This is a genomic window from Cellulosilyticum sp. ST5, assembly GCF_046529625.1.
Taxonomy (GTDB): Bacteria; Bacillota; Clostridia; order Lachnospirales; family Cellulosilyticaceae; genus Cellulosilyticum; species Cellulosilyticum lentocellum.
Genome location: NZ_CP132338.1, coordinates 165,535 through 184,900, shown reverse-complemented (window position 1 = coordinate 184,900; position 19,366 = coordinate 165,535). Strand labels below are relative to the sequence as shown.

Sequence of the window (19,366 nt, the reverse complement as noted above, 5' to 3'; positions counted from 1 at the left end):
TCATTCTCCTTTATAGACGATTTATCTAACAGGATGATTATATCATATCACTTTTGCTTTTTCATTCAATTTAAAACATTTCACTAAATATGCAATCTTCGTTTAAGCTCACTATACATAGCAGTCCCTTCAAAAATAATAAGCGCTGTTACCGAAATAATACTTACCATGATACAAACAAGTGAAGGAATGGGTGTTTTTACACTATTAGTAGCTATAAATACAACGGGAATGACCCCAAATGCGGCATCTAATAATAGATAAATCATGTATTCTCCTGCTTGCAAATGTAAAATCTTTGAAAGTAAGTACATCACTATCATGGCTAAAGTAAAGATAATTGGTAAAACAAAAGTAACTGCCCAACCATTCTGTCCTGTGACATAATCAATAAACAATGTTAAAACAATAATAATAAGACTTTGGTGTAATAAGTACTTTAAAATATTTCTATGCTTAGCAATAGCAATCCTTAAGCTAATACGAATACAAATCAAGGTAACAATGACTATAAGTGCCCACCAAATCTTAGTTGGAAATAAAATATTGAGAAATACAGATATAATACCAATTAATGTCATGAGAAAGGCAAGTACCTTCATCACCATATGCCTTTCCTTTGTTCCTTCATAAGCTGTTGGAAATAAATCTTCTTCTATGGTATCTAGCTTACTTAATTCATTTTGGCATAAAGGACAATAGTTTTCTGTTCCTACGATTTTAACCTTACATTTTCCACACCACTTCATCCTTTTCGCCTCCTTTATCCACTGATTTCTCCTAAGTTGTCCACTACATTAGTGGAAAGTTCTACCTCTATGCCCCTGCTTGTTAAAGTTCTAAAAAAATGCTTTTGTACCTGACTGCTGATAAAAGGAGAAGTAAAGCTAATAGAAAGCTTGTCTCCATAAGAACATAAACAAACCTGTACCTTAGTGGTACTTACACAAACGTCAAAGGCATCAATATACGGTTCTAACTCTTTTGGCATAGTAACCTTTCCAATATTAGAAAAACTAGTGGTTACCTCATTGCTAGATAAATGATGTGCAAAACGTAGGGTAGGCTTTTTAAGGACTAATGGTATAGCCCTTGTTATATAATTATGTTCTAGAGCAACTAAACGATTTAAACGTAGCTGGAATTTTTCTGTCGTTAATTCCTTTTCAAAAAAGCTCTTTAAATAACTAATAATCTCTGTCAGCTCTGGATCCTTGTCTCCGAAATAATAAGGTACATGAACCACACTAAAAAAGTTACGTGCTGAAGCTGATTTAAAATATGGCCTCAAATTAACGGGAACAGATACCACCACAGGACGTTTTCTATCCTTGATAGCCATCTCTTTCCCTATAGAAGCTATCAGTATTGCACCTAAATAAACCGTCAAGGTTGTATCATACGCATGGGCCTCTTTTAAAACTGCTTTTACAGATACAACGCCATTAACTACTTTAAGAATATCCCCCTCTAGCCTTTCTCCTCTAATCTTATAGGCTTTTCCTAGAGAAGGATTTTTAGCACTTTTACCTTTGGAAAAATGTGCTTTAAAACCATCTGCTTCTTTCTCCGCCGTAGAAGCATCATAGTCGATTTCTGGTATATAATCCTTAAAGACTTCCTTATGTTTTAAAACCAAGTAATGGCGCACTATGGTTTTTAGAAATTGCAATGCTCCTACACCATCTGTTAGTGCATGATAAATTTCTAAATTAATGCGCTTTTTATAGTAAGTCACCTCAAATAATAGATTCTTGGTATCCTCATGATATAGTGCACTACAAGGTGGTTTACTTTCTTCTTCAACCTTAGGCTTTAAGCGGCTTGTTTCAAAGTAATACCAAAACAAGCCCTTTCTAATAATAGAAGCATAAAGCGGAAAGGACTTCATGGTTTTATCTAAAGCTTGCTGCAAAAGTTTTGGTTCAACCTCTTCTTTTAATCGGCAAGCAAATCTAAATACTTTTGTATCTTGATTATTACTAGTGGGTGGAAAAATCTTGGCAGCATTATCTAGACGCCTCCAAGCTGGTGTTTTTGTTTCGTTCATCTTCTGTCCCCTTACTTAAAAAACGATTAATTATAGTATAACACGTTTTTACCTCTTCAAACAAAGGGGGTAGTGCAAAAAAACCATGAATAGCTTCTGGAATCTCATAAAGCTCTACCTCATTACCAGCAGCCTTTAACTTTTCTCCATAAGCCCTGCCCTCATCTCTTAACAAATCAAATTCTGCTGTAATCATCAAGGTTTTTGGTTGATTAGTTAAATCCTGCGCTAATAAAGGTGCCACATAAGGATTCTGAAGTTCCTTAGGGTCACTCACATATAAGCTGAGGTAGTTAGTCATACGTGTCTGAGTCAGCAAATAATCCTTCCCATTTTCCTTAACAGATGGGAAGGGTGAAGCATCACTATAATCATTATAGGTGGCTGGATAAAGTAAAATCTGCTGCTCTACTTGAAACTCCCCTCTATCTCTGGCTAACAAAGACACAGCCGCTGCTAAATTAGCCCCTGCACTATCTCCTATTAAGGTCACTTTTTCTAACGGATGGTTAAATAATAGGGTATGAGATACAACTTCTTTAACTACTGCATAACAATCCTCAAGTCCTTCTGGAAAAGGATGCTCTGGTGCAAGACGATAATCTACGGATAGAACAATGTGACCTGTCTTATTAGCGAGACGTGTACAAACCTTGCTATAACTATCTATGTTTCCTGTTACAAAGCCTCCTCCATGAAAAAAGATCATCAGCGGATAAACGCCTTCCTTATGAGGGAAAAAAAGTCTTACAGGAATTTGATGATCACCTACTTTAATCTCATGATCCCAAATTTTATAAAAGGGCTTAAGCACATGAGGATGGGCAAAATTCACCATTCTGCGCTCTAGCTTGTATGTTTCTCTTAAGTCTTTTTCTGGATAAATCATTTTTCTGAGTGTCGTTAGCATCTTTTTATTAATTGGCATAGTAGTCTCCTCGGCACTTTTTAATGGTTTACTTTATTCTTGTATTATAAGGCTTTATAGCAGTATTATTCAACGCATAGCTACGAATATATTTATATTGTTACGTAGGTAATAGGATGATTCAAGTAGGGAATCAATTTTTCTATTAAATCAGAAGTCTTAATTTTTAAGCTAGTGGTATTGATACAAGGGTGGAAACCAAAATACTCTGTATCTAAAATGGCTTCATCTATAAGTAATTGTACTCTTTTTTCTTGATCATAAAGTAATCCTGTAATACTTACAGAGCCTGGTGTTAAATTTAAATAGTCTTCTAATACTTCTGGTGTACCAAATGATAGTCTAGTAGAACCTATTTGCTGAGCAATAGGACTACTTTTAAACGTTTTATCTCCTGGCATCACTAATAAATAATAGTGATCTTTTTTACTATTGCATAAAAATAAATTTTTATAAATGGTAATTCCTAGATACCGATCAATTTCTCCGCAGTCTTCTATAGTTGCCACTGCTTCATGATCTAAACGTTCAAAAGGAATACCTAGCTGTTCTAGAATGGGATAAATAGCCATTTCTTTTTCTAATCTACCTTCTGGGGAAGGAATAGTTGTATATAAAGTGGGGTCAATTCTCATCATTTGTGCCTTCTTTCTTCATATCCTTAGCATGCTTTATTATTCATTCTTGTATTATAGGCTCTATGAACTTATTATTCAATGCTACTGCTTTAACAAAAAGGATGGCTAAACAGTTAATACCCGTTTACATCCAAGCATACAAAAATAGGATATTATAAAACATAATGTCTTATAATATCCTATTTCAAATTGAATTGATTATTTCATCTTAATGGTGGAATAAACGAATGCCTGTAAAGCACATCGCTATCCCATGTTTATTACAAGTTTCAATTACTTGCTCATCACGAATAGAACCTCCTGGCTCAGCAATATATTTAACACCACTCTTAACAGCTCTTTCAATATTATCACCAAATGGGAAGAAAGCATCTGAACCAAGCGCTACATCTTGCATCTGATCAAGCCAAGCTCTTTTTTCTTCTCTAGTAAATACAGCTGGTTTTACTTTGAAAATTCTTTCCCATTCACCATCTGCTAAAACATCCATGTAATCTTCTCCAATGTAAAGGTCAATGGCATTATCACGGTCTGCACGGCGAATGCCATCTACAAATTGAAGACCAAGTACTTGTGGAGATTGACGAAGGAACCAGTTATCAGCTTTTGTGCCAGCAAGGCGTGTACAATGGATTCTTGATTGTTGACCAGCACCAATACCAATTGCTTGACCACCCTTAGCAAAACATACTGAGTTAGACTGTGTATATTTTAAAGTAATGAGTGAAATAATTAAATCAATTTGTGCACTTTCTGGGATTTCTTTGTTCTCTGTCACAACGTTGCTAATGAACGCTTTATCAATTTTAAGTTCATTACGGCCTTGTTCAAAAGTAATACCAAATACTTCTTTACGCTCAATAGGATTTGGTACGTAGTTAGGATCGATTTGAACCACATTATAACCGCCTTTTTTCTTACCTTTTAAAATTTCAAGTGCTTCTTCTTCATAACCAGGAGCAATAACCCCATCAGATACTTCTCTTGCAATCATCTTTGCAGTAGCCACATCGCAAACATCTGAAAGTGCAATAAAGTCACCAAATGAAGACATTCTATCTGCACCTCTAGCTCTTGCATAAGCATTTGCAAGTGGTGAAAGTTCCCCTAAATCTTCTACCCAGTAGATTTTCTTTTCTACATCAGTAAGAGGAAGCCCTACAGCAGCTCCAGCTGGTGAAACGTGCTTAAAAGAAGTTGCAGCTGGAAGTCCAGTTGCTTCCTTTAACTCTTTAACTAATTGCCAACCATTGAAAGCATCAAGGAAGTTAATATAACCTGGTTTGCCATTTAATACTTCAATAGGAAGTGTACCCTCTTCGCTATAAATTCTTGATGGTTTTTGATTTGGATTACAGCCGTATTTCAATTCTAATTCTTTCATTCCTATCCCTCCACTCATTTATTTACATCCTATATAAATGGTTTATCACCATTATTTCTTGACTGCTTATTACTACCAATCAAGTCCTTCATTTTTGATGACTTACTTCGTCTATTTAATTTTATCTATTTAATGATACATATTTTTATTATTGGTCTTTAATTATTTTTATTAACAATACGTGTCTCATATTTACCAGTTTCAAGATCAATATATCTTACAAATAAAGAAACTTTATTGTCTTCATTTAAGCTTTCCCATAACATCTGAGTGAAATCTTCAATATCATTTGGAATTTCAACTAACTTTGGTTCTCCTTCAAAGCTTGGTAGTGGATCTTCATTGCATTTATAAGTATGGATGAAACGCCCTTCACCCGCTTTGGCATTTTCATATGTAAAGGTATAACGATTGCAGCTTGAAGGATCTCCATTATTGCTCTTTAAAATGCTCATGGCATAGTTATATTTACCGCTTTCAATATGCATAATCCCTGAAATTCTAGGTGTGTAGTTAGGACCATCTGGCTCAAATTCTCTGGTTCTAAGGGCTTGTTCAAAAGTTTGCTGTTTATCCATTAACTCATAAATGGTATCTGTTTGATCTCCATTCGTTACAATTGTTTTATTGCCAAGTACACGAACAGGTGCATAAATGATTAAGCTTGGATCTATTAATTTAGAAGGATCAAAAGCTTGTGTACGAATGCCTTCACCGTCTTCTACGAATATACGATTTCTACTATTTTCACTTCTCCCCATAATAAAGTAGGCTGTTACTGCCTTTTTACCATCTTTTGATCTGCCGATGATAATCCCTCTACCTGGATATGGATTTTGTTTTAATTCGTTTTCTAATGAAATCATCTACATTCTCCTTTTCATCATTTATAATTACTTTTGAGTCATCTCAGTGCCAACATCATCTTTAGTCCCAATCATCTTATTTTCTAAAAACGAAAAATGCCGACACCTGAGTAACCTTACAAAGGTCGCCCAGGCGGTCGGCATTTCTAAATTTCTGTACTCCCTGTGGGTGCTCCCACTTATCCGCCAGTCGTACAGAACCTAAATTTAGGGTACACTATTTTAAATGAGATTTCAACTATAATTCACAAAAATATTATATTCTAATTTCACAAAATACTATGTCTGTTTACCCCTCATCTTTAATCTGATTAACATTCCAACGTACTAATAATGTAACCATTAATGTCAATACTGCTGATAGATAAAGAATAAGCTCAAGCTTTGTTAAAAAGCTCTCTACTAAAAGCCCAAAGGTGAGCTGCCCTAAAGGAATACATAAAGTAGCAAAGGCAGCCCCAAATGCAGATACCTTGCCCAGCATTGAAGATTTTGCAGCTTGATAAATATAGCTGGCACTTAAAACATTAGCAATCCCTAATATGAGCATAATAAGCATGCCAAATACGGCAAATAAAATGGTGCTCATCCCCGCATTTATCATGCGATTGCTATGAAGATAAACTGCTACTCCCATCATCATAATAGATACAGCTGTGATGTATAAAATTCTATGAACCTTTTTAATATGGAACAGCTTCGGCTTAACAGCTATAATCATCCCGCCTATAATCATTCCTAGTGCAATAAAGCCTTCTACCATGCCATATACTTCTGAAGACATACCAAAAATGACTTTAATGATGTAAGGTGCTCCTACACTAAAAATAGGTACTAAAAATAAGTTATATAAGCCTGAAATAAAAATCATACGGAATATAATAGGATTTTCATTTTTTAAGTAATGATAGCTTTCTTTCATTTCATTAGCGAATACTTTGGTAAATGGCTCTCCCCCTTCTTTCTTTGTAAAGGGTATGGTTAAAAACATTTCCATTACTGCAGAAAAAAGAAAGCTTATAATATTAAGTATAATAACACCTTTTATTCCCAGCACGCCATATAATACCCCTGCTATAAGAGGTCCTAAGAAATTACTTAATGATGCCACCTGCTGAATAATGGCATTACCTCTTACTAGCTGATCATCAGCTACCAGAATAGGAATACAGGTATTAACTATAGGTTGATATAAGGTGGATATCACAGAAAGCAGAACCATCATTATAGCTACAATGACAACGTGGTCTCTTCCTTGAAATATAAAAAGCGAATAAATCATTAATATGACGCCACTTATAGTATCTAGTAGGACCATCCACTTTTTCTTATCTCCTCTATCTGCTAGTATTCCTGCTATAGGGGATACTAAAACAATGGGTAGCATAGAAATAGCTAAAATAGTGGCAAATATGCTAGCAGATCCCGTTAAATCTAATAGATATAAAGAAAGGGCAAATCGCTGAATTGAACTTCCAAATAGCGATATAATTTGCCCTATGACTAATATCATAAAATTTTTACTATATAATTGATTAGACATATTGTCTCCTTACTTTTTCCCTCTCATAACCCCAATCATTTTCTTAATCCCCTTGGGTTAAATGTGCCTTAGTGCTTTGCTAAATTAAAATCTACACAGATTGGGTATTGTTTTGCTGCATCTAATTGTAGTGTTGCCTCAATGCCATACAGCTCAAATAAATTCTCTTTGGTAATCACTTCAAGTGGTTTGCCTTCAAATACGATTTGCCCCTCTTTGACGCCAATAATATAATCCGCAAACTTTGTGGCATTATTTAATTCGTGTAATACCATAACAATTGTTCTATTTTGCTGCTTATTTAAGGTTTGTAGTAGCTCTAGTATTTCTAACTGATGCGCCATATCTAAGTAAGTGGTTGGTTCATCTAATACTAGGATTTCTGTTTCTTGTGCGAGTGCCATAGCAATCCAAGCACGCTGTCTTTGTCCACCTGACAAGCTATCTACTGAGCGATCGGCAAACTCTAAAATGCCTGTAACTTCCATTGCCCAATTGACTTTCTCAACATCTTCTTGTTTCATTCCCCCCATAGCATTTTGATAAGGAAATCTTCCATAAGACACTAATTCTTTTACTAAAAGGCCGGAAGGAACTATCGGACTTTGAGGAAGCACTGCCATCTTTTTAGCAATTTCTCTTGGTGCTTGTTTTTGAATATTGATACCATTTAATTTGATTTCTCCCTTTTTAGGTGAAATAATACGTGCAATAGTTTTTAATAGCGTAGATTTACCACAACCATTAGCACCAATAATCATAGTGATTTTTCCCATAGGAATTTTAAGATTCATATTTTCAATAATTAACTTGTGCTCATAAGCAACTTGTAATTGACTTACTTCAATTGCTTCCATTTGTTCCTCCTAGCTTTTTAATTAAAAAGTTTACTCACGCATCATTAAATAAACAAAATAAGGTACGCCTATAATTGCAATAGTAATACCTGCTGGTATTTCAATTGGTGAGAATATATTTCTTGAAAAAGTATCGGCAATCAAAATGATTATGCAGCTTATCATTGCAGCAAGTGGTATTTGTCTTCTATGAACAGGACCTACTATTTTTTTAGCAATATGAGGGCCTAGTAATCCAAGAAATGTAATATTCCCTGCAACAGCAGTAGCAATAGCTGCTAGCGCTACACCATAAAACATTAAGATTCTTCGCTCTTTTTCTACTTTAACCCCTAATCCAGTAGCAATTTCATCTCCTAGATCAAGTACATCTAGCGTCTTAGCTTTCCAAAAGACTAAGCCTAAAAATATAATAGCTAATGGGGCTATGACATAAAAAAACTTCCAACTGCTTCCCCAGAGACTTCCACTAATCCAGGTTAGCACTTGATTATAATCACCTTTTGACATATTTAATTGATATAAAGTAATAATCGCATTAATGCCTGCATTAACGCCAATACCCACTAAAATGAGCCTAGTTGGTGAGATGCCTCTTTTATAGCTTAAACGATAAATAATTATTGCGCTTAAAAGAGCTCCTATAATAGCTACAAAAGGCATTAGAAATAATGATAAATCTCCAATTTGACTATAATAATTCGTTCCACCATAGTTAATGAGTAGTACCACTGCAAGACCTGCTCCTGCATTGATTCCAATAATTCCAGGCTCTGCTAGTTCATTTCTCGTTACTCCCTGAAGCACGCAGCCCGATGTTGATAAACATAGAGCTACCACTAGTGCCACAAAAATGCGTGGTAACCTAATATCCCAAATGGTCATACTTTGAAGCTTATTACCATTTCCAAAAAGGGTCTGAAGTATATTCGGAAAACTTATGGTATAACTTCCCCAACTCATTGCTATCAAAATGGCTACTAGCAAAAGAAGACTAGTCATGATACTAGCGATTAAAATACGTTTTTTCATTTTTAGCTCTCCTTTCTAACCATCCAAATAAATAGTGGCACCCCTACTAAAGAGGTAAATAATCCTACTGGTGTTTCATAAGGCTGATTAACTAGCCTTGCCAGTATATCCGACCAAATCACAACAGTAGCACCTAGTAAAAAGGACAGTGGCATAAGCTTCCTATAATCTTGTCCAATTAGTTTTCTTAAAATATGAGGTACGATTAAACCAACAAAAGAAATGTTTCCTGCCACAGCAACACATACGGCGCACATAGGAATTATTAATAACAATGTATACATACGTATTCTCGTTGGATTTTGACCAAGTCCAATACAAACGTCTTCACCTAGGTTTACAATATTAATCTTAGGTGCTAAAAGTAGTGCCAGAATGGCTGTTATTCCGCCAACACTCACTAATAGCTTAACACTCTCCCAAGTAACTGCTCTAAACCCACCTGAAATCCAAAATGCGAGGTTTTGTGATTTATTAGTTAGTAGTGCAATGATCGTTGCCATTGATATAAAAAACGTACTTAAGGCCGTTCCTGCCAATAATAATCTAGAAATATTCATATTACGGGCACTTTTCATACTAAATGCTAATACTAATAGGCCACTGATCATGGCACCAATAAATGCTGCAGTCGTATTGCCTAATAAGCCATAAATCATAGGACTTGCACCTAAAATGGCAATTGCAAGTGTAGCACCTTGAGTAATCCCCATTAGAGAAGGCTCTGCTACTGGATTACGCGTCACCCCTTGCATCATAGCGCCTGACATACCAAGTATACCGCCTACAAAGGCGGTACTAATGACTCTTGGTATTCTTACATCTCGGACTAATTGCATATCTAGAACATCTTGGTAGTTAAAAATACTTTCCCATACCACTTGTAAGGGAATACTTTTTGCACCTGCACATATAGCAATAACTAGCCCTACTATTGCTATTACACTACAACCTACCGTTAAGAGAAAAACTTTCTTATTCATTGATGCTTGCTAATAAAGCTTCAACTTCTTCTACGAATGCTAATCTACCAATAGGGCTATATCCTTGATTAAAATACGGACTTGCAGGTAATGATACAACATGATTATTTTTTACTGCTTTTGTACCATTCCAAATTGAACTGTTTGTTAAAGAAACCATATCTTCATCTGTTGCAATAGCAAAGATATAATCTGCATCAATCTCTGCTAACCCTTCAAAGCTTACTACAGGCAAGCTAATATTTTCTTGCTGTGGCATTCCTTCTGGTTTAGCAAGTCCCATATCATCATATAAAATGGTTCCAAGCCCTGCACCATCGAAAATAAATAAGCTACCGCCACTTGCTAAGAAAGATAAGTATGAACTATCTTCACCATAAGTTTCTTTAATCTTAGCACCAACTGCTTCTGCTTTTTCTAAGTAACTATCAATCCATGCTGTTGCTTCTGCTTCTTTTCCCATGACTTTAGCTACATGCATGAAATCTTCTTTCCAATCCATTTGTTTCATTTCAATCATAATAGTTGGAGCAATTTTTGATAACTGATCATACATCTTTTCTTGAACTGTTGAAATAATAATGAGATCTGGTTCTAATGCAATAATAGCTTCTACGTCCATTTCAGCTAACATGCTATAACCTAGAATTTCTGCTTCTCCTAATACATCTTCTAGATAAGATGGGAATTTTGTATAATCATAACCATCACTATTAGCTGTTCCTATTACCTCATATCCTAAAATAGATAAAATATCACTGGCTCCACTAATATCTACAATGCGCTGAGGATTAGCAGGAATCTCTACTTCACCTTTTACATCTGTCACAACCTTTGTTTCTATTTGATTATTAGTCGTATCTGGCGTTTCTGCTGACTGATTATTGTTAGTACATCCTACAAGACCTAGTGCCAGTACTAATACGCTTATTATTAATGCTATACTTTTTTTCATGTGTATTCTCCTTCTTATTTGTTTGTACTCAAATGCATTCATGTTAAGTCTTTCTAGATTTTACTATAAATCCCATTTAATCGATAGATGTAATATTATCCAACCTTGATTTTCATTCTCAATTGGCTTTTGTGTAATTTTTATATTTATTTGCTAAACCCATCTCCTCATAATAGTGAAGCATTTTTGTAGATACTATTCCTATTTTTGAAAATTCTTCAATAAAGAGCATAAGCGTAATAAAAAAGACATCTATGGAGTAGTCATTAATAAATTACTCTCTCACAGATGTCCTAAAATTCTCATCTATTGTCATAAATATATTTTCTAATCCCTACAGCTACGCCATCATTGTGTACCGTATCAGTAACTACATTTGCATATTGCTTTACTTCATCAGAAGCATTTCCCATGGCTATGCCGCAACCAACAATATCTAGCATTTCTATATCATTTCTTCCATCTCCAAAAGCATAGGTGTTTTCTATAGGAATATTCAAATACTCTGTAGCTTTTATTATGCCTGCTGCTTTTGTATTTTCCTTAAAATAAACTTCTAGATGAATTTCGTCTATACTCTGAAAACAGCCATACTCTGAATGCTGATTAATAAACGCCACACACTGATTTAAAACCTCCTCATTAGGGCACATGATCTCGACTTTATACACATTAAGCTTTTCAAGATTATAATCACTTATAAAGCATTCCTTTCCTATCCCTACACTATCATAAAACTGATAAAACGCTTTGTGGCTTGCTTTCATATAAGCATGCTTATCATCTTCTAAAACATATTGAATGCCTTTCTCCTCAAGTGTCGATACCAATTGATTGATAAAGTCACTTCCCATCGGTTTACTACAAATAGTTTCATTATTAATCATAACCTGTGCACCATTGGTTAAAATAAAGCCATCAAAACCAAATTCTAATAAGGACTTATTGATAAATGCATAAGGCCTTCCTGTTGCAACGAAAACATAGACTCCTTTTTCTTGCAGCATACGAATTTCTTTTTCAACTTTTGGTGAAATCTCTGTAAGACCACCTAAAGAATCTATTAAGGTACCATCTATATCTAAAAATATCGCTTTTTTCATTTTTTATCCCTCATTTCTATTAGCATCTCTAATATATTTCTTTTATGTATTTCCTTCAACCTCTACAGAGCATTCTGATGCTTTTTTCTAAAAATGTGAATGGGCTTATTTATGCTCTTGAAACTTTTTGATACTTTTTATCCATTTTATACATAAAAAAGCTTATTAGTTAATAAACTAACAAGCTCTAGAAGTATTATTTCTCCTCATTAATATCTCTATCATCAATAAGACCCATGACCTCTTGAATATAATCTATATTCATTTGATAATCCTGTTTAAAAATACAACTAAAAATAACATCTAATATATATTGCATAGCAATATGAGAAGAAAACTGAGAGATTCTATTTCTAAGATCTTCTTTATCACTTATATATAAATGATGCTTGATATGTTTTTGCATCATACTATTTCCTAGTCTACCTATTAAAATGGTTTCTATTTGCTTTTTACCTAGTATTTCTACAATAGGTAATACAAAGCTTGCTCTTCCTGAATAAGATAAGATAACTGCTACATGATTTTTCTTAGATGCAGTTGCAATACAACGCTGCTCATAAGTCGATTTGGGACAATTAACACTTCTACCAATGGAACGCATTTTATCTTGAAAATTTTCAGCTACATTTAGATTATGTGCCTGTGTATAAATGTCAATAATATCTGCGTCATGTAATAAGGTAACACATTTTTTTAAATCCTCCATATCAATAGAATGGTACGTATCTGTAATAGAGGCTTCATATAATTTTAATAATTTCTCTGCTATTGTCCTCTGTGTATCATGGGCCGTAAATGGAAAATTAACATCTATTTGTGTCCTAGTTTTATGATCTTCTACTAGATCCTGAGCTACCTTTACCTTAAGCTCATTAAAACCATTAAGTCCTAATTTCTTACATAGTCTGTGGATGGCAGACTTGGATGCAAAGGTTCTCTCAGCAAGACTTTGAATAGATAAATTTTGAACCTGTTCTTTGTTTTGCAAAATGTACTGCGCTAATTGATTTTCTGTTGGGGTTAGGCCTTCACAACATTTTATTATATTCTCTAATGTCATCATTACTCTCTTTACTCTTTTTAGTCATTTTTGAAGCTTATTACCTCTTAGATTTATTCTGCGCTACATAAGGCTAGATTAAACGCTTACAAATAAGAATAAACCCAAAAAGCTATAAAATCAACGAAGTGATTTTATAGCTTTTTGGATTTATTCTTTTATTGCTTATAGATATACCTTAACTGATATAGCATAAATTCTATGTAAGTCTAATGCTTACCATTTACCTTTAGACATATGTCCTGCAAGCTCTGCTTTACATCTTTGTTTTATAACCCAAGCTTCATTCTTTGCTTTTTCAAAAGCAGCTACACACATTGGATCAAGTTTGATTTCTATACCTTCTTTTGAAAGCTCAGCAATCTTTTCTGCTAATAAAATAATTTCTGCATGAATGCTGTTAGTTCTGTCAGAAGCATAAATTTTTTCAGCATCTTCGCTGCTAAGTTCAACAAATTTTTCTTTTCCTTGATTACATTTTGGGCAAATTTCTGGAGCTTCATCTCCTTCAGCTACGTATCCACAAATCGTACATTTAAATAGTTTTTTCATCATTAATCTCTCCTTACTTTTATGTATTTTTTCTATTTATTATACTTATATATTATATCAAATAATATTTATTGTCAAATAATTAATTCTGTCTATTGGAAATAATAATACATTTTTAACATTAATTTTATAAGCTTTTCTTTTTTATTTTTAGAGAACTGAATCAAGTATAATTCTTAGGTTAAGTTATGCTGCTATTAATCCTTATTTGTGTATAACTTACCTTTCCATTATTTTGTCTGTTTTAGGATACCTTAGAATAATAGATTATTTTATCGTAGCTATACTTTAATAAATTTAATAAATCGTACTTTTTCTCTACATGTAAAAAGCCCCAGATACGTTTTATATCTGAGGCTCACTCTCTTTATCTTTCTATTTATTCTTCCATTACTACTTAACTCTTATTTATTATTCGCGAAAGGTAATACCTTCTTCAACACTCATAGCATCAATAATGGCTAAAGATTCTAACTGAATGCCACTTTCACGAATCAGCTTTCCACCATCCTGAAAGCCTTTTTCAATAGCAATTCCTGCCCCTACCACCGTAGCACCTGCATCTTGTACAAGCTTGGTAAGGCCTAGCAATGCTTTTCCATTTGCTAAAAAGTCATCGATTATTAAAACGTGATCTTCTGGTTTTAAAAATTCTTTTGAAACAATAATGTCATATACTTTGCCATGAGTAAAAGATTCTACTTTACTCGTATAAACATCTCCTGCAATATTTTTAGTTTGTGTTTTCTTCGCAAATACGACTGGTACCTTAAAATATCTAGCTGCAATACAAGCGATGGCAATTCCTGAAGCTTCAATAGTAAGAATCTTAGTGATTTTTTTCCCCTCAAATCTTCTTTTGAATTCTTCTCCCATTTGTTCAAAAAGCTCAATATCTAATTGGTGGTTTAAGAAAGCGTCTACTTTCAGTACATTTCCTTCTCTAATTTTACCATCTTTAATAATACGTTCCTTTAGGGCTTTCATTGCAATTCCTCTCTTTGCTTATAGTTTTTAATACGTATGCATTGACTTATTAAAATGGATTACCACTTTTTTAGTTATTCTCCATGCTCTTAGGTAGTACCAAGTTAAGTACCAGGGCCATAATGAATACAACAGCTACACAGTTTTCTGCTAAAACGTTACGAACGATTTCTGGAAAAATCGCAAAGATTTCTGGCACTTGTGTGAAACCAATACCTACACTTAGCGAAAGTGCTACAATTATCATATTTCTTTGATTATAACCACATTTAGCAAGCATGTGAAGTCCACTTACTACAATTGAGCCAAACATGATTAACGTACAACCACCTAATACTGGTTCAGGTAAAGTAGCTAATAAAGCACCGAAGGCAGGAAATAAACCAGCTAATACCATAATGATAGCTCCCATTAAAATAGTAAAACGGTTAACTACCTTTGTCATAGCTACTAGCCCTACATTTTGGCTAAAAGACGTAATTGGCATACAACCAAATAGTGCTGAAATACTACTAATAAAGCCATCACAAGCAATAGAACCCGAAATTTCTTTTTCTGTAGCTTCACGATCTAAGCCTGAAACAGCTAAAGCTGAAGTATCTCCAATTGTTTCTGTTGCTGAAACAAGGAAAATAAGTATAACTGAAATAATCGCATTTAAATTAAATTCTGGTTTAAAAGGTAAGAACTCAGGAAGTGCAATAATGCCACTTGTTGCTACTGCACTAAAATCTACTTTTCCTAAAAAAATAGCAAAAATATAACCTACTATAAGGCCTACTAATACAGATAATTGTTTATAATGAGCCTTAGCTAAGATATTAAATACTAAACAAGTCACTAAAGTTACTGCTCCTAATAAAAGATTTGAAGCTGAACCAAAATCAGGACTGCCATTTCCTCCGCCAAAAGAATAGGCTCCTACGTTTAAAAGTGAAAAACCAATAGCAGTTACAACACTAGCCGCTACTACTGGTGTAATAACTTTTCTCCAGTACTTTGCAAATAAACCAAGTACGCCTTCTACCAATCCACCAATAAGTACTGCCCCTACTACGGCATTATAGCCATACTCTATTGCAATAAAACACAAAATAGATACGAAGGTAAAACTAATTCCCATAACAATAGGCATTTTTGAACCGATTCTCCAAACAGGATAAAGTTGAATAATAGTACCGATACCTGCTATTAGCATGGCACATTGAATAAGCGCAGCACTTTGCTGGCTAGAAAGACCTGCAGCCCCTGCCACAATGATGATAGGTGTGATATTAGCTACAAACATGGCTAAAACATGTTGAAGCCCGAAAGGAATGGCTTTAGCTACTGGTACTCTTCCATCTAAGTTATAGATGTTAGCCACATTAGCTCCTTGCCCATTTGTAAAACTTCTTATTACATTCATTATTGACGCCTCCATGCTTTTTGTGCATGACCGTATAATGAGTCCCTTGTAGATATGCAAAATATAAGATTCATATCGTAGTCAAATCCTTTAAGGTGATTTGGTAGAAACTGTTGAACCATATCTTCAACTTTATACGATGCTCTGCTTTTTAAAATTATGTTAACTATCATAATATAAAACAATAGCTTTGTCTATCATTTTTTTCTTTCTAATAGAAGTTGTCATTTGTTTTTTACTGAACCTTAAAGGGCTTTCTAGTAAAGCTTCTAACTAACCTCCTACAAATTTAGATATAAAATTTCATTTTACATATTGATAATTTCTCTAATAATTAGTACAATTCATTTATGTTTTGTTCTTTATAATTTTTTCATAAAGTCAAAATATTAATCTACATAATATCGAAAGGAAAATAGTTATGGAAAAGTTTTTCAAGCTTAAAGAAAACGGCACTACAGTCGGTACAGAAGTAATTGCTGGTCTTACTACCTTCTTTGCAATGGCTTATATCATCATTGTCAATCCAGGTATTTTAAGCCAAGCTGGTATGGAATGGGGTGCAGTTTTCCTTGCGACCATTATTGCTTCTATCATTGGAACCTTAGTTATGGGCTTAGTAGCTAACGTTCCTTATGCTCAAGCTCCAGGTATGGGTCTTAATGCATTCTTTGTATATACCGTATGCTTCACCTTAGGATTTACTTGGCAACAAGCTTTATCAATGGTATTTATCTGCGGTATCCTCAATATCCTTATTACTGTTACAAAGATTCGTAAATACATCATTAAATCAATTCCACACAGCTTACAAAATGCTATTGGTGGAGGTATTGGTGTATTTATCGCTTACATTGGTCTTCTTAATGTAGGTATTATTAACTTTGAAGCCGGTGTTCCTGCTTTATCAACTTTAAATCAACCTGTCTTCTGGTTATTTATTATCGGTCTTGTATTAATCGTTGTTTTACAAGTACTTCATGTAAAAGGTGCTATCTTAATCGGTATTGTAGCAACTACTATTATTGGTATTCCTATGGGACTTACTACAACTGCTGATACTATCAGCTTTTCAGAGGCTTGCAAAGCTTTACCTAGTACTTTCTTAGCTATTTTCACTGCTGAAGGTCTGGGTTCTTTATTCTCAGATGTCTCTAAAATTCCATTAGTACTTATTACAATCTTCTCATTTAGTTTATCTGATACTTTCGATACAATTGGTACTTTCATTGGTACTGGTCGTCGCACTGGTATCTTTAGTGAAGAGGATGAAAAATCAATGGAAACTAATAGTGGCTTCAAATCTAAAATGGATAAAGCTTTATTTGCTGACGCTACTGCTACTTCTATTGGTGCTCTTTTCGGTACTTCTAACACGACTACTTATGTAGAAAGTGCTGCTGGTATCGGTGCTGGTGGACGTACAGGTCTTACAAGTGTTGTTGTAGCACTTTGCTTTGCTGCTAGTGCCTTCCTTTCAACTTTTGTAAGTGCTGTTCCTTCTGCTGCAACTGCACCTGCTTTAGTTATCGTTGGTATGATGATGCTTTCATCTTTTGCTGAAATTAAATGGGCTGACTTCGATGAAGCTATTCCTGCTTTCTTTGCAGGTCTTTTCATGGCATTAAGCTATAACATTTCTTATGGTATTGGTACTGCCTTTATTTTCTATTGCATCGTTAAAATCTGCAAAAAGAAAGCAAAGGAAATTCATCCAATCCTTGCTGTAGCTGCAGTTCTCTTTATCTTGAACTTTATCCTTTTAGCTCTTATCTAAGAAATAAAGGGTTATCAAAGACAAAGCAAAAAGGCTATCTAGAGATCCTCAAATCTTTAGATAGCCTTTTTAAAATATTTTACAAACACATGTTTAAAATACTGATTACATCTTCTTTTGTAAGTGGTACATAAGCTTCTCCTAGACCACCAATTCTAACTGCCTTTTCTGCCATGACTTCAAAGTGCTCTTCATTAATACCTATTTCACTAAAGGTCATTGGAATACCACAGTTTTTAAAGAATTCTTCAGTTGCATCAATAGCTGCATTAGCGTAAGCAAATGGATCTGTCATCTCTGGTAAATGCCATACGTTTTTCGCATAAGCTACAAACTTACCTACTGTTTGTTCATTTAAAATATGTCTCATCCATCTTGATGTTACAATAGCTAAACCTATGCCATGTGTAATATCATAGAAAGCACTTAATTCATGTTCGATAGGATGACAAGTCCAACTTCCTGGTTTGCCTGCGCCTACTAACCCATTAAGCGCTAAGGTACTTGCCCACATTAAGTTAGCTCTTGCTTCGTAATTTTCTGGTTCTTTTAAAGCAATAGGACAGTATTTGATACAAGTTTCAAGTAAGCCCTCTGCTAATTTATTTTGAATAAAGGTATCTTCCTCTTTCTTAAAATAGTTCTCAAAAATATGAGACATAATATCGGCTGTCCCTGCTGCTGTTTGAATAGCAGGTAATGTATACAGATACTCTGGATCCAGTATAGAAGCCTGAGGAATCATATTCATTGAACCAGTTCCTAGCTTTTCATTAATAGCCATATTAGAGATAACTGCATTCTTGTTCATTTCTGAGCCTGTTGCTGCTAAGGTTAAAATGGTTACGATAGGAAGAACCTCTGTAATCTTGTTTGGTTCTACCACTAAATCCCAAGCATCGCCATCATAATAGTAACCTGCACCAATAACCTTAGCACAGTCAATAACACTACCTCCACCTGCTGCTAAGATCACATCTATTTGATGCTCTTTACAAAGCCTCACGCCCTCCCTAACCGTTTCAATTCTTGGATTAGGGTCGACACCTGATAACTCTATTATCTTGCATTCTGAAAGAAGTGTTTTCACTTCATCATAAATCCCATTTCTTTTAATGCTTCCGCCGCCATATACCAATAGTACATTTTTCCCATGTACTTCTATTGCTTCTGGTAAATTTTTAATCATACCTTTTCCAAAGTAAATCTTTGTATACGCATTAAAAATAAAATTATCCAT

Annotated in this window: 18 protein-coding genes and 2 riboswitches; of the genes, 1 reads left to right on the top strand and 17 read right to left on the bottom strand. The window is 34.4% G+C overall.

Features of this window, described 5'->3' with window-relative positions:
• Nucleotides 1-83: 83 nt before the first annotated feature.
• The 16 genes from QTL86_RS00885 to QTL86_RS00810 form a co-directional block, all read right to left on the bottom strand.
• A complete protein-coding gene (locus QTL86_RS00885) occupies nucleotides 84-749 on the bottom strand; it encodes a DUF6320 domain-containing protein (protein WP_410496226.1) in 666 nt (221 codons plus the stop codon).
• A 14-nt stretch (nucleotides 750-763) separates the two neighbouring features.
• Nucleotides 764-2,050 carry a hypothetical protein gene (locus tag QTL86_RS00880; protein ID WP_127067494.1) on the bottom strand — a complete coding sequence of 429 codons (1,287 nt, stop codon included), beginning with the start codon at nucleotides 2,048-2,050 and terminating at the stop codon, nucleotides 764-766.
• Nucleotides 2,010-2,978, bottom strand: a complete 969-nt coding sequence (locus tag QTL86_RS00875; RefSeq protein WP_410496225.1) for an alpha/beta hydrolase — start codon at nucleotides 2,976-2,978, stop codon at nucleotides 2,010-2,012. Before QTL86_RS00875 ends, QTL86_RS00880 begins: the two co-directional genes overlap by 41 nt.
• 92 nt (nucleotides 2,979-3,070) lie before the next feature.
• Nucleotides 3,071-3,616 carry a prolyl-tRNA synthetase associated domain-containing protein gene (locus QTL86_RS00870; protein ID WP_410496224.1) on the bottom strand — a complete coding sequence of 182 codons (546 nt, stop codon included), beginning with the start codon at nucleotides 3,614-3,616 and terminating at the stop codon, nucleotides 3,071-3,073.
• A gap of 208 nt (nucleotides 3,617-3,824) precedes the next feature.
• Nucleotides 3,825-5,000: a phosphoribosylaminoimidazolecarboxamide formyltransferase gene (locus tag QTL86_RS00865; protein WP_410496223.1), complete on the bottom strand. Its 1,176-nt coding sequence runs from the start codon at nucleotides 4,998-5,000 to the stop codon at nucleotides 3,825-3,827.
• 158 nt (nucleotides 5,001-5,158) lie between these two features.
• The gene (locus QTL86_RS00860) at nucleotides 5,159-5,866 is read right to left on the bottom strand and encodes an IMP cyclohydrolase (protein ID WP_410496222.1); all 708 of its coding nucleotides are present in this window, start codon (nucleotides 5,864-5,866) and stop codon (nucleotides 5,159-5,161) included.
• Nucleotides 5,867-5,986: 120 nt separating this feature from the next.
• A riboswitch (ZMP/ZTP riboswitch) is annotated at nucleotides 5,987-6,070 on the bottom strand.
• An 85-nt stretch (nucleotides 6,071-6,155) separates the two neighbouring features.
• Nucleotides 6,156-7,409 (bottom strand): MFS transporter, encoded by a 1,254-nt coding sequence (locus tag QTL86_RS00855; protein ID WP_410496221.1) that lies wholly within the window; start codon nucleotides 7,407-7,409, stop codon nucleotides 6,156-6,158.
• 68 nt (nucleotides 7,410-7,477) lie between these two features.
• Nucleotides 7,478-8,266, bottom strand: a complete 789-nt coding sequence (locus QTL86_RS00850) for an ABC transporter ATP-binding protein (RefSeq protein WP_410496220.1) — start codon at nucleotides 8,264-8,266, stop codon at nucleotides 7,478-7,480.
• A 30-nt stretch (nucleotides 8,267-8,296) separates the two neighbouring features.
• Entirely contained in the window at nucleotides 8,297-9,298 is a 1,002-nt protein-coding gene (locus QTL86_RS00845; RefSeq protein ID WP_410496219.1) for a FecCD family ABC transporter permease, read from the bottom strand.
• A gap of 2 nt (nucleotides 9,299-9,300) precedes the next feature.
• The gene (locus tag QTL86_RS00840; RefSeq protein WP_127067504.1) at nucleotides 9,301-10,281 is read right to left on the bottom strand and encodes a FecCD family ABC transporter permease; all 981 of its coding nucleotides are present in this window, start codon (nucleotides 10,279-10,281) and stop codon (nucleotides 9,301-9,303) included.
• A complete protein-coding gene (locus QTL86_RS00835; RefSeq protein ID WP_410496218.1) occupies nucleotides 10,274-11,236 on the bottom strand; it encodes an ABC transporter substrate-binding protein in 963 nt (320 codons plus the stop codon). Before QTL86_RS00835 ends, QTL86_RS00840 begins: the two co-directional genes overlap by 8 nt.
• Before the next feature lie 302 nt (nucleotides 11,237-11,538).
• Nucleotides 11,539-12,339, bottom strand: coding sequence for an HAD family hydrolase (locus QTL86_RS00830; RefSeq protein ID WP_410496217.1), 801 nt, complete (start codon nucleotides 12,337-12,339; stop codon nucleotides 11,539-11,541).
• A gap of 196 nt (nucleotides 12,340-12,535) precedes the next feature.
• Nucleotides 12,536-13,405 carry a MurR/RpiR family transcriptional regulator gene (locus QTL86_RS00825; RefSeq protein WP_410496216.1) on the bottom strand — a complete coding sequence of 290 codons (870 nt, stop codon included), beginning with the start codon at nucleotides 13,403-13,405 and terminating at the stop codon, nucleotides 12,536-12,538.
• A 213-nt stretch (nucleotides 13,406-13,618) separates the two neighbouring features.
• On the bottom strand, nucleotides 13,619-13,954 hold the full coding sequence (locus QTL86_RS00820; protein ID WP_041713062.1) for a rubredoxin-like domain-containing protein: 336 nt from the start codon (nucleotides 13,952-13,954) through the stop codon (nucleotides 13,619-13,621).
• 411 nt (nucleotides 13,955-14,365) lie between these two features.
• Nucleotides 14,366-14,941 carry a xanthine phosphoribosyltransferase gene (locus QTL86_RS00815; RefSeq protein WP_410496215.1) on the bottom strand — a complete coding sequence of 192 codons (576 nt, stop codon included), beginning with the start codon at nucleotides 14,939-14,941 and terminating at the stop codon, nucleotides 14,366-14,368.
• A gap of 70 nt (nucleotides 14,942-15,011) precedes the next feature.
• The gene (locus tag QTL86_RS00810; RefSeq protein WP_127067509.1) at nucleotides 15,012-16,349 is read right to left on the bottom strand and encodes a uracil-xanthine permease family protein; all 1,338 of its coding nucleotides are present in this window, start codon (nucleotides 16,347-16,349) and stop codon (nucleotides 15,012-15,014) included.
• A 58-nt stretch (nucleotides 16,350-16,407) separates the two neighbouring features.
• A riboswitch (purine riboswitch) is annotated at nucleotides 16,408-16,509 on the bottom strand.
• A 261-nt stretch (nucleotides 16,510-16,770) separates the two neighbouring features.
• Between QTL86_RS00810 and QTL86_RS00805 the strand changes: the two genes are divergently transcribed.
• Entirely contained in the window at nucleotides 16,771-18,126 is a 1,356-nt protein-coding gene (locus tag QTL86_RS00805) for an NCS2 family permease (protein ID WP_127067510.1), read from the top strand.
• Nucleotides 18,127-18,205: 79 nt separating this feature from the next.
• Here the strand turns inward: QTL86_RS00805 and QTL86_RS00800 are convergent, their stop codons facing one another.
• Nucleotides 18,206-19,366, bottom strand: coding sequence for an iron-containing alcohol dehydrogenase (locus QTL86_RS00800; protein WP_410496214.1), 1,161 nt, complete (start codon nucleotides 19,364-19,366; stop codon nucleotides 18,206-18,208).

What these genes read in the sequence shown, in the direction of transcription:
- QTL86_RS00885 (WP_410496226.1), bottom strand. Translation starts at nt 749, where the DNA reads ATGAAGTGGTGTGGAAAATGTAAGGTTAAAATCGTAGGAACAGAAAAC.
- QTL86_RS00880 (WP_127067494.1), bottom strand. Translation starts at nt 2,050, where the DNA reads ATGAACGAAACAAAAACACCAGCTTGGAGGCGTCTAGATAATGCTGCC.
- QTL86_RS00875 (WP_410496225.1), bottom strand. Translation starts at nt 2,978, where the DNA reads ATGCCAATTAATAAAAAGATGCTAACGACACTCAGAAAAATGATTTAT.
- QTL86_RS00870 (WP_410496224.1), bottom strand. Translation starts at nt 3,616, where the DNA reads ATGATGAGAATTGACCCCACTTTATATACAACTATTCCTTCCCCAGAA.
- QTL86_RS00865 (WP_410496223.1), bottom strand. Translation starts at nt 5,000, where the DNA reads ATGAAAGAATTAGAATTGAAATACGGCTGTAATCCAAATCAAAAACCA.
- QTL86_RS00860 (WP_410496222.1), bottom strand. Translation starts at nt 5,866, where the DNA reads ATGATTTCATTAGAAAACGAATTAAAACAAAATCCATATCCAGGTAGA.
- QTL86_RS00855 (WP_410496221.1), bottom strand. Translation starts at nt 7,409, where the DNA reads ATGTCTAATCAATTATATAGTAAAAATTTTATGATATTAGTCATAGGG.
- QTL86_RS00850 (WP_410496220.1), bottom strand. Translation starts at nt 8,266, where the DNA reads ATGGAAGCAATTGAAGTAAGTCAATTACAAGTTGCTTATGAGCACAAG.
- QTL86_RS00845 (WP_410496219.1), bottom strand. Translation starts at nt 9,298, where the DNA reads ATGAAAAAACGTATTTTAATCGCTAGTATCATGACTAGTCTTCTTTTG.
- QTL86_RS00840 (WP_127067504.1), bottom strand. Translation starts at nt 10,281, where the DNA reads ATGAATAAGAAAGTTTTTCTCTTAACGGTAGGTTGTAGTGTAATAGCA.
- QTL86_RS00835 (WP_410496218.1), bottom strand. Translation starts at nt 11,236, where the DNA reads ATGAAAAAAAGTATAGCATTAATAATAAGCGTATTAGTACTGGCACTA.
- QTL86_RS00830 (WP_410496217.1), bottom strand. Translation starts at nt 12,339, where the DNA reads ATGAAAAAAGCGATATTTTTAGATATAGATGGTACCTTAATAGATTCT.
- QTL86_RS00825 (WP_410496216.1), bottom strand. Translation starts at nt 13,405, where the DNA reads ATGATGACATTAGAGAATATAATAAAATGTTGTGAAGGCCTAACCCCA.
- QTL86_RS00820 (WP_041713062.1), bottom strand. Translation starts at nt 13,954, where the DNA reads ATGAAAAAACTATTTAAATGTACGATTTGTGGATACGTAGCTGAAGGA.
- QTL86_RS00815 (WP_410496215.1), bottom strand. Translation starts at nt 14,941, where the DNA reads ATGAAAGCCCTAAAGGAACGTATTATTAAAGATGGTAAAATTAGAGAA.
- QTL86_RS00810 (WP_127067509.1), bottom strand. Translation starts at nt 16,349, where the DNA reads ATGAATGTAATAAGAAGTTTTACAAATGGGCAAGGAGCTAATGTGGCT.
- QTL86_RS00805 (WP_127067510.1), top strand. Translation starts at nt 16,771, where the DNA reads ATGGAAAAGTTTTTCAAGCTTAAAGAAAACGGCACTACAGTCGGTACA.
- QTL86_RS00800 (WP_410496214.1), bottom strand. Translation starts at nt 19,366, where the DNA reads ATGGATAATTTTATTTTTAATGCGTATACAAAGATTTACTTTGGAAAA.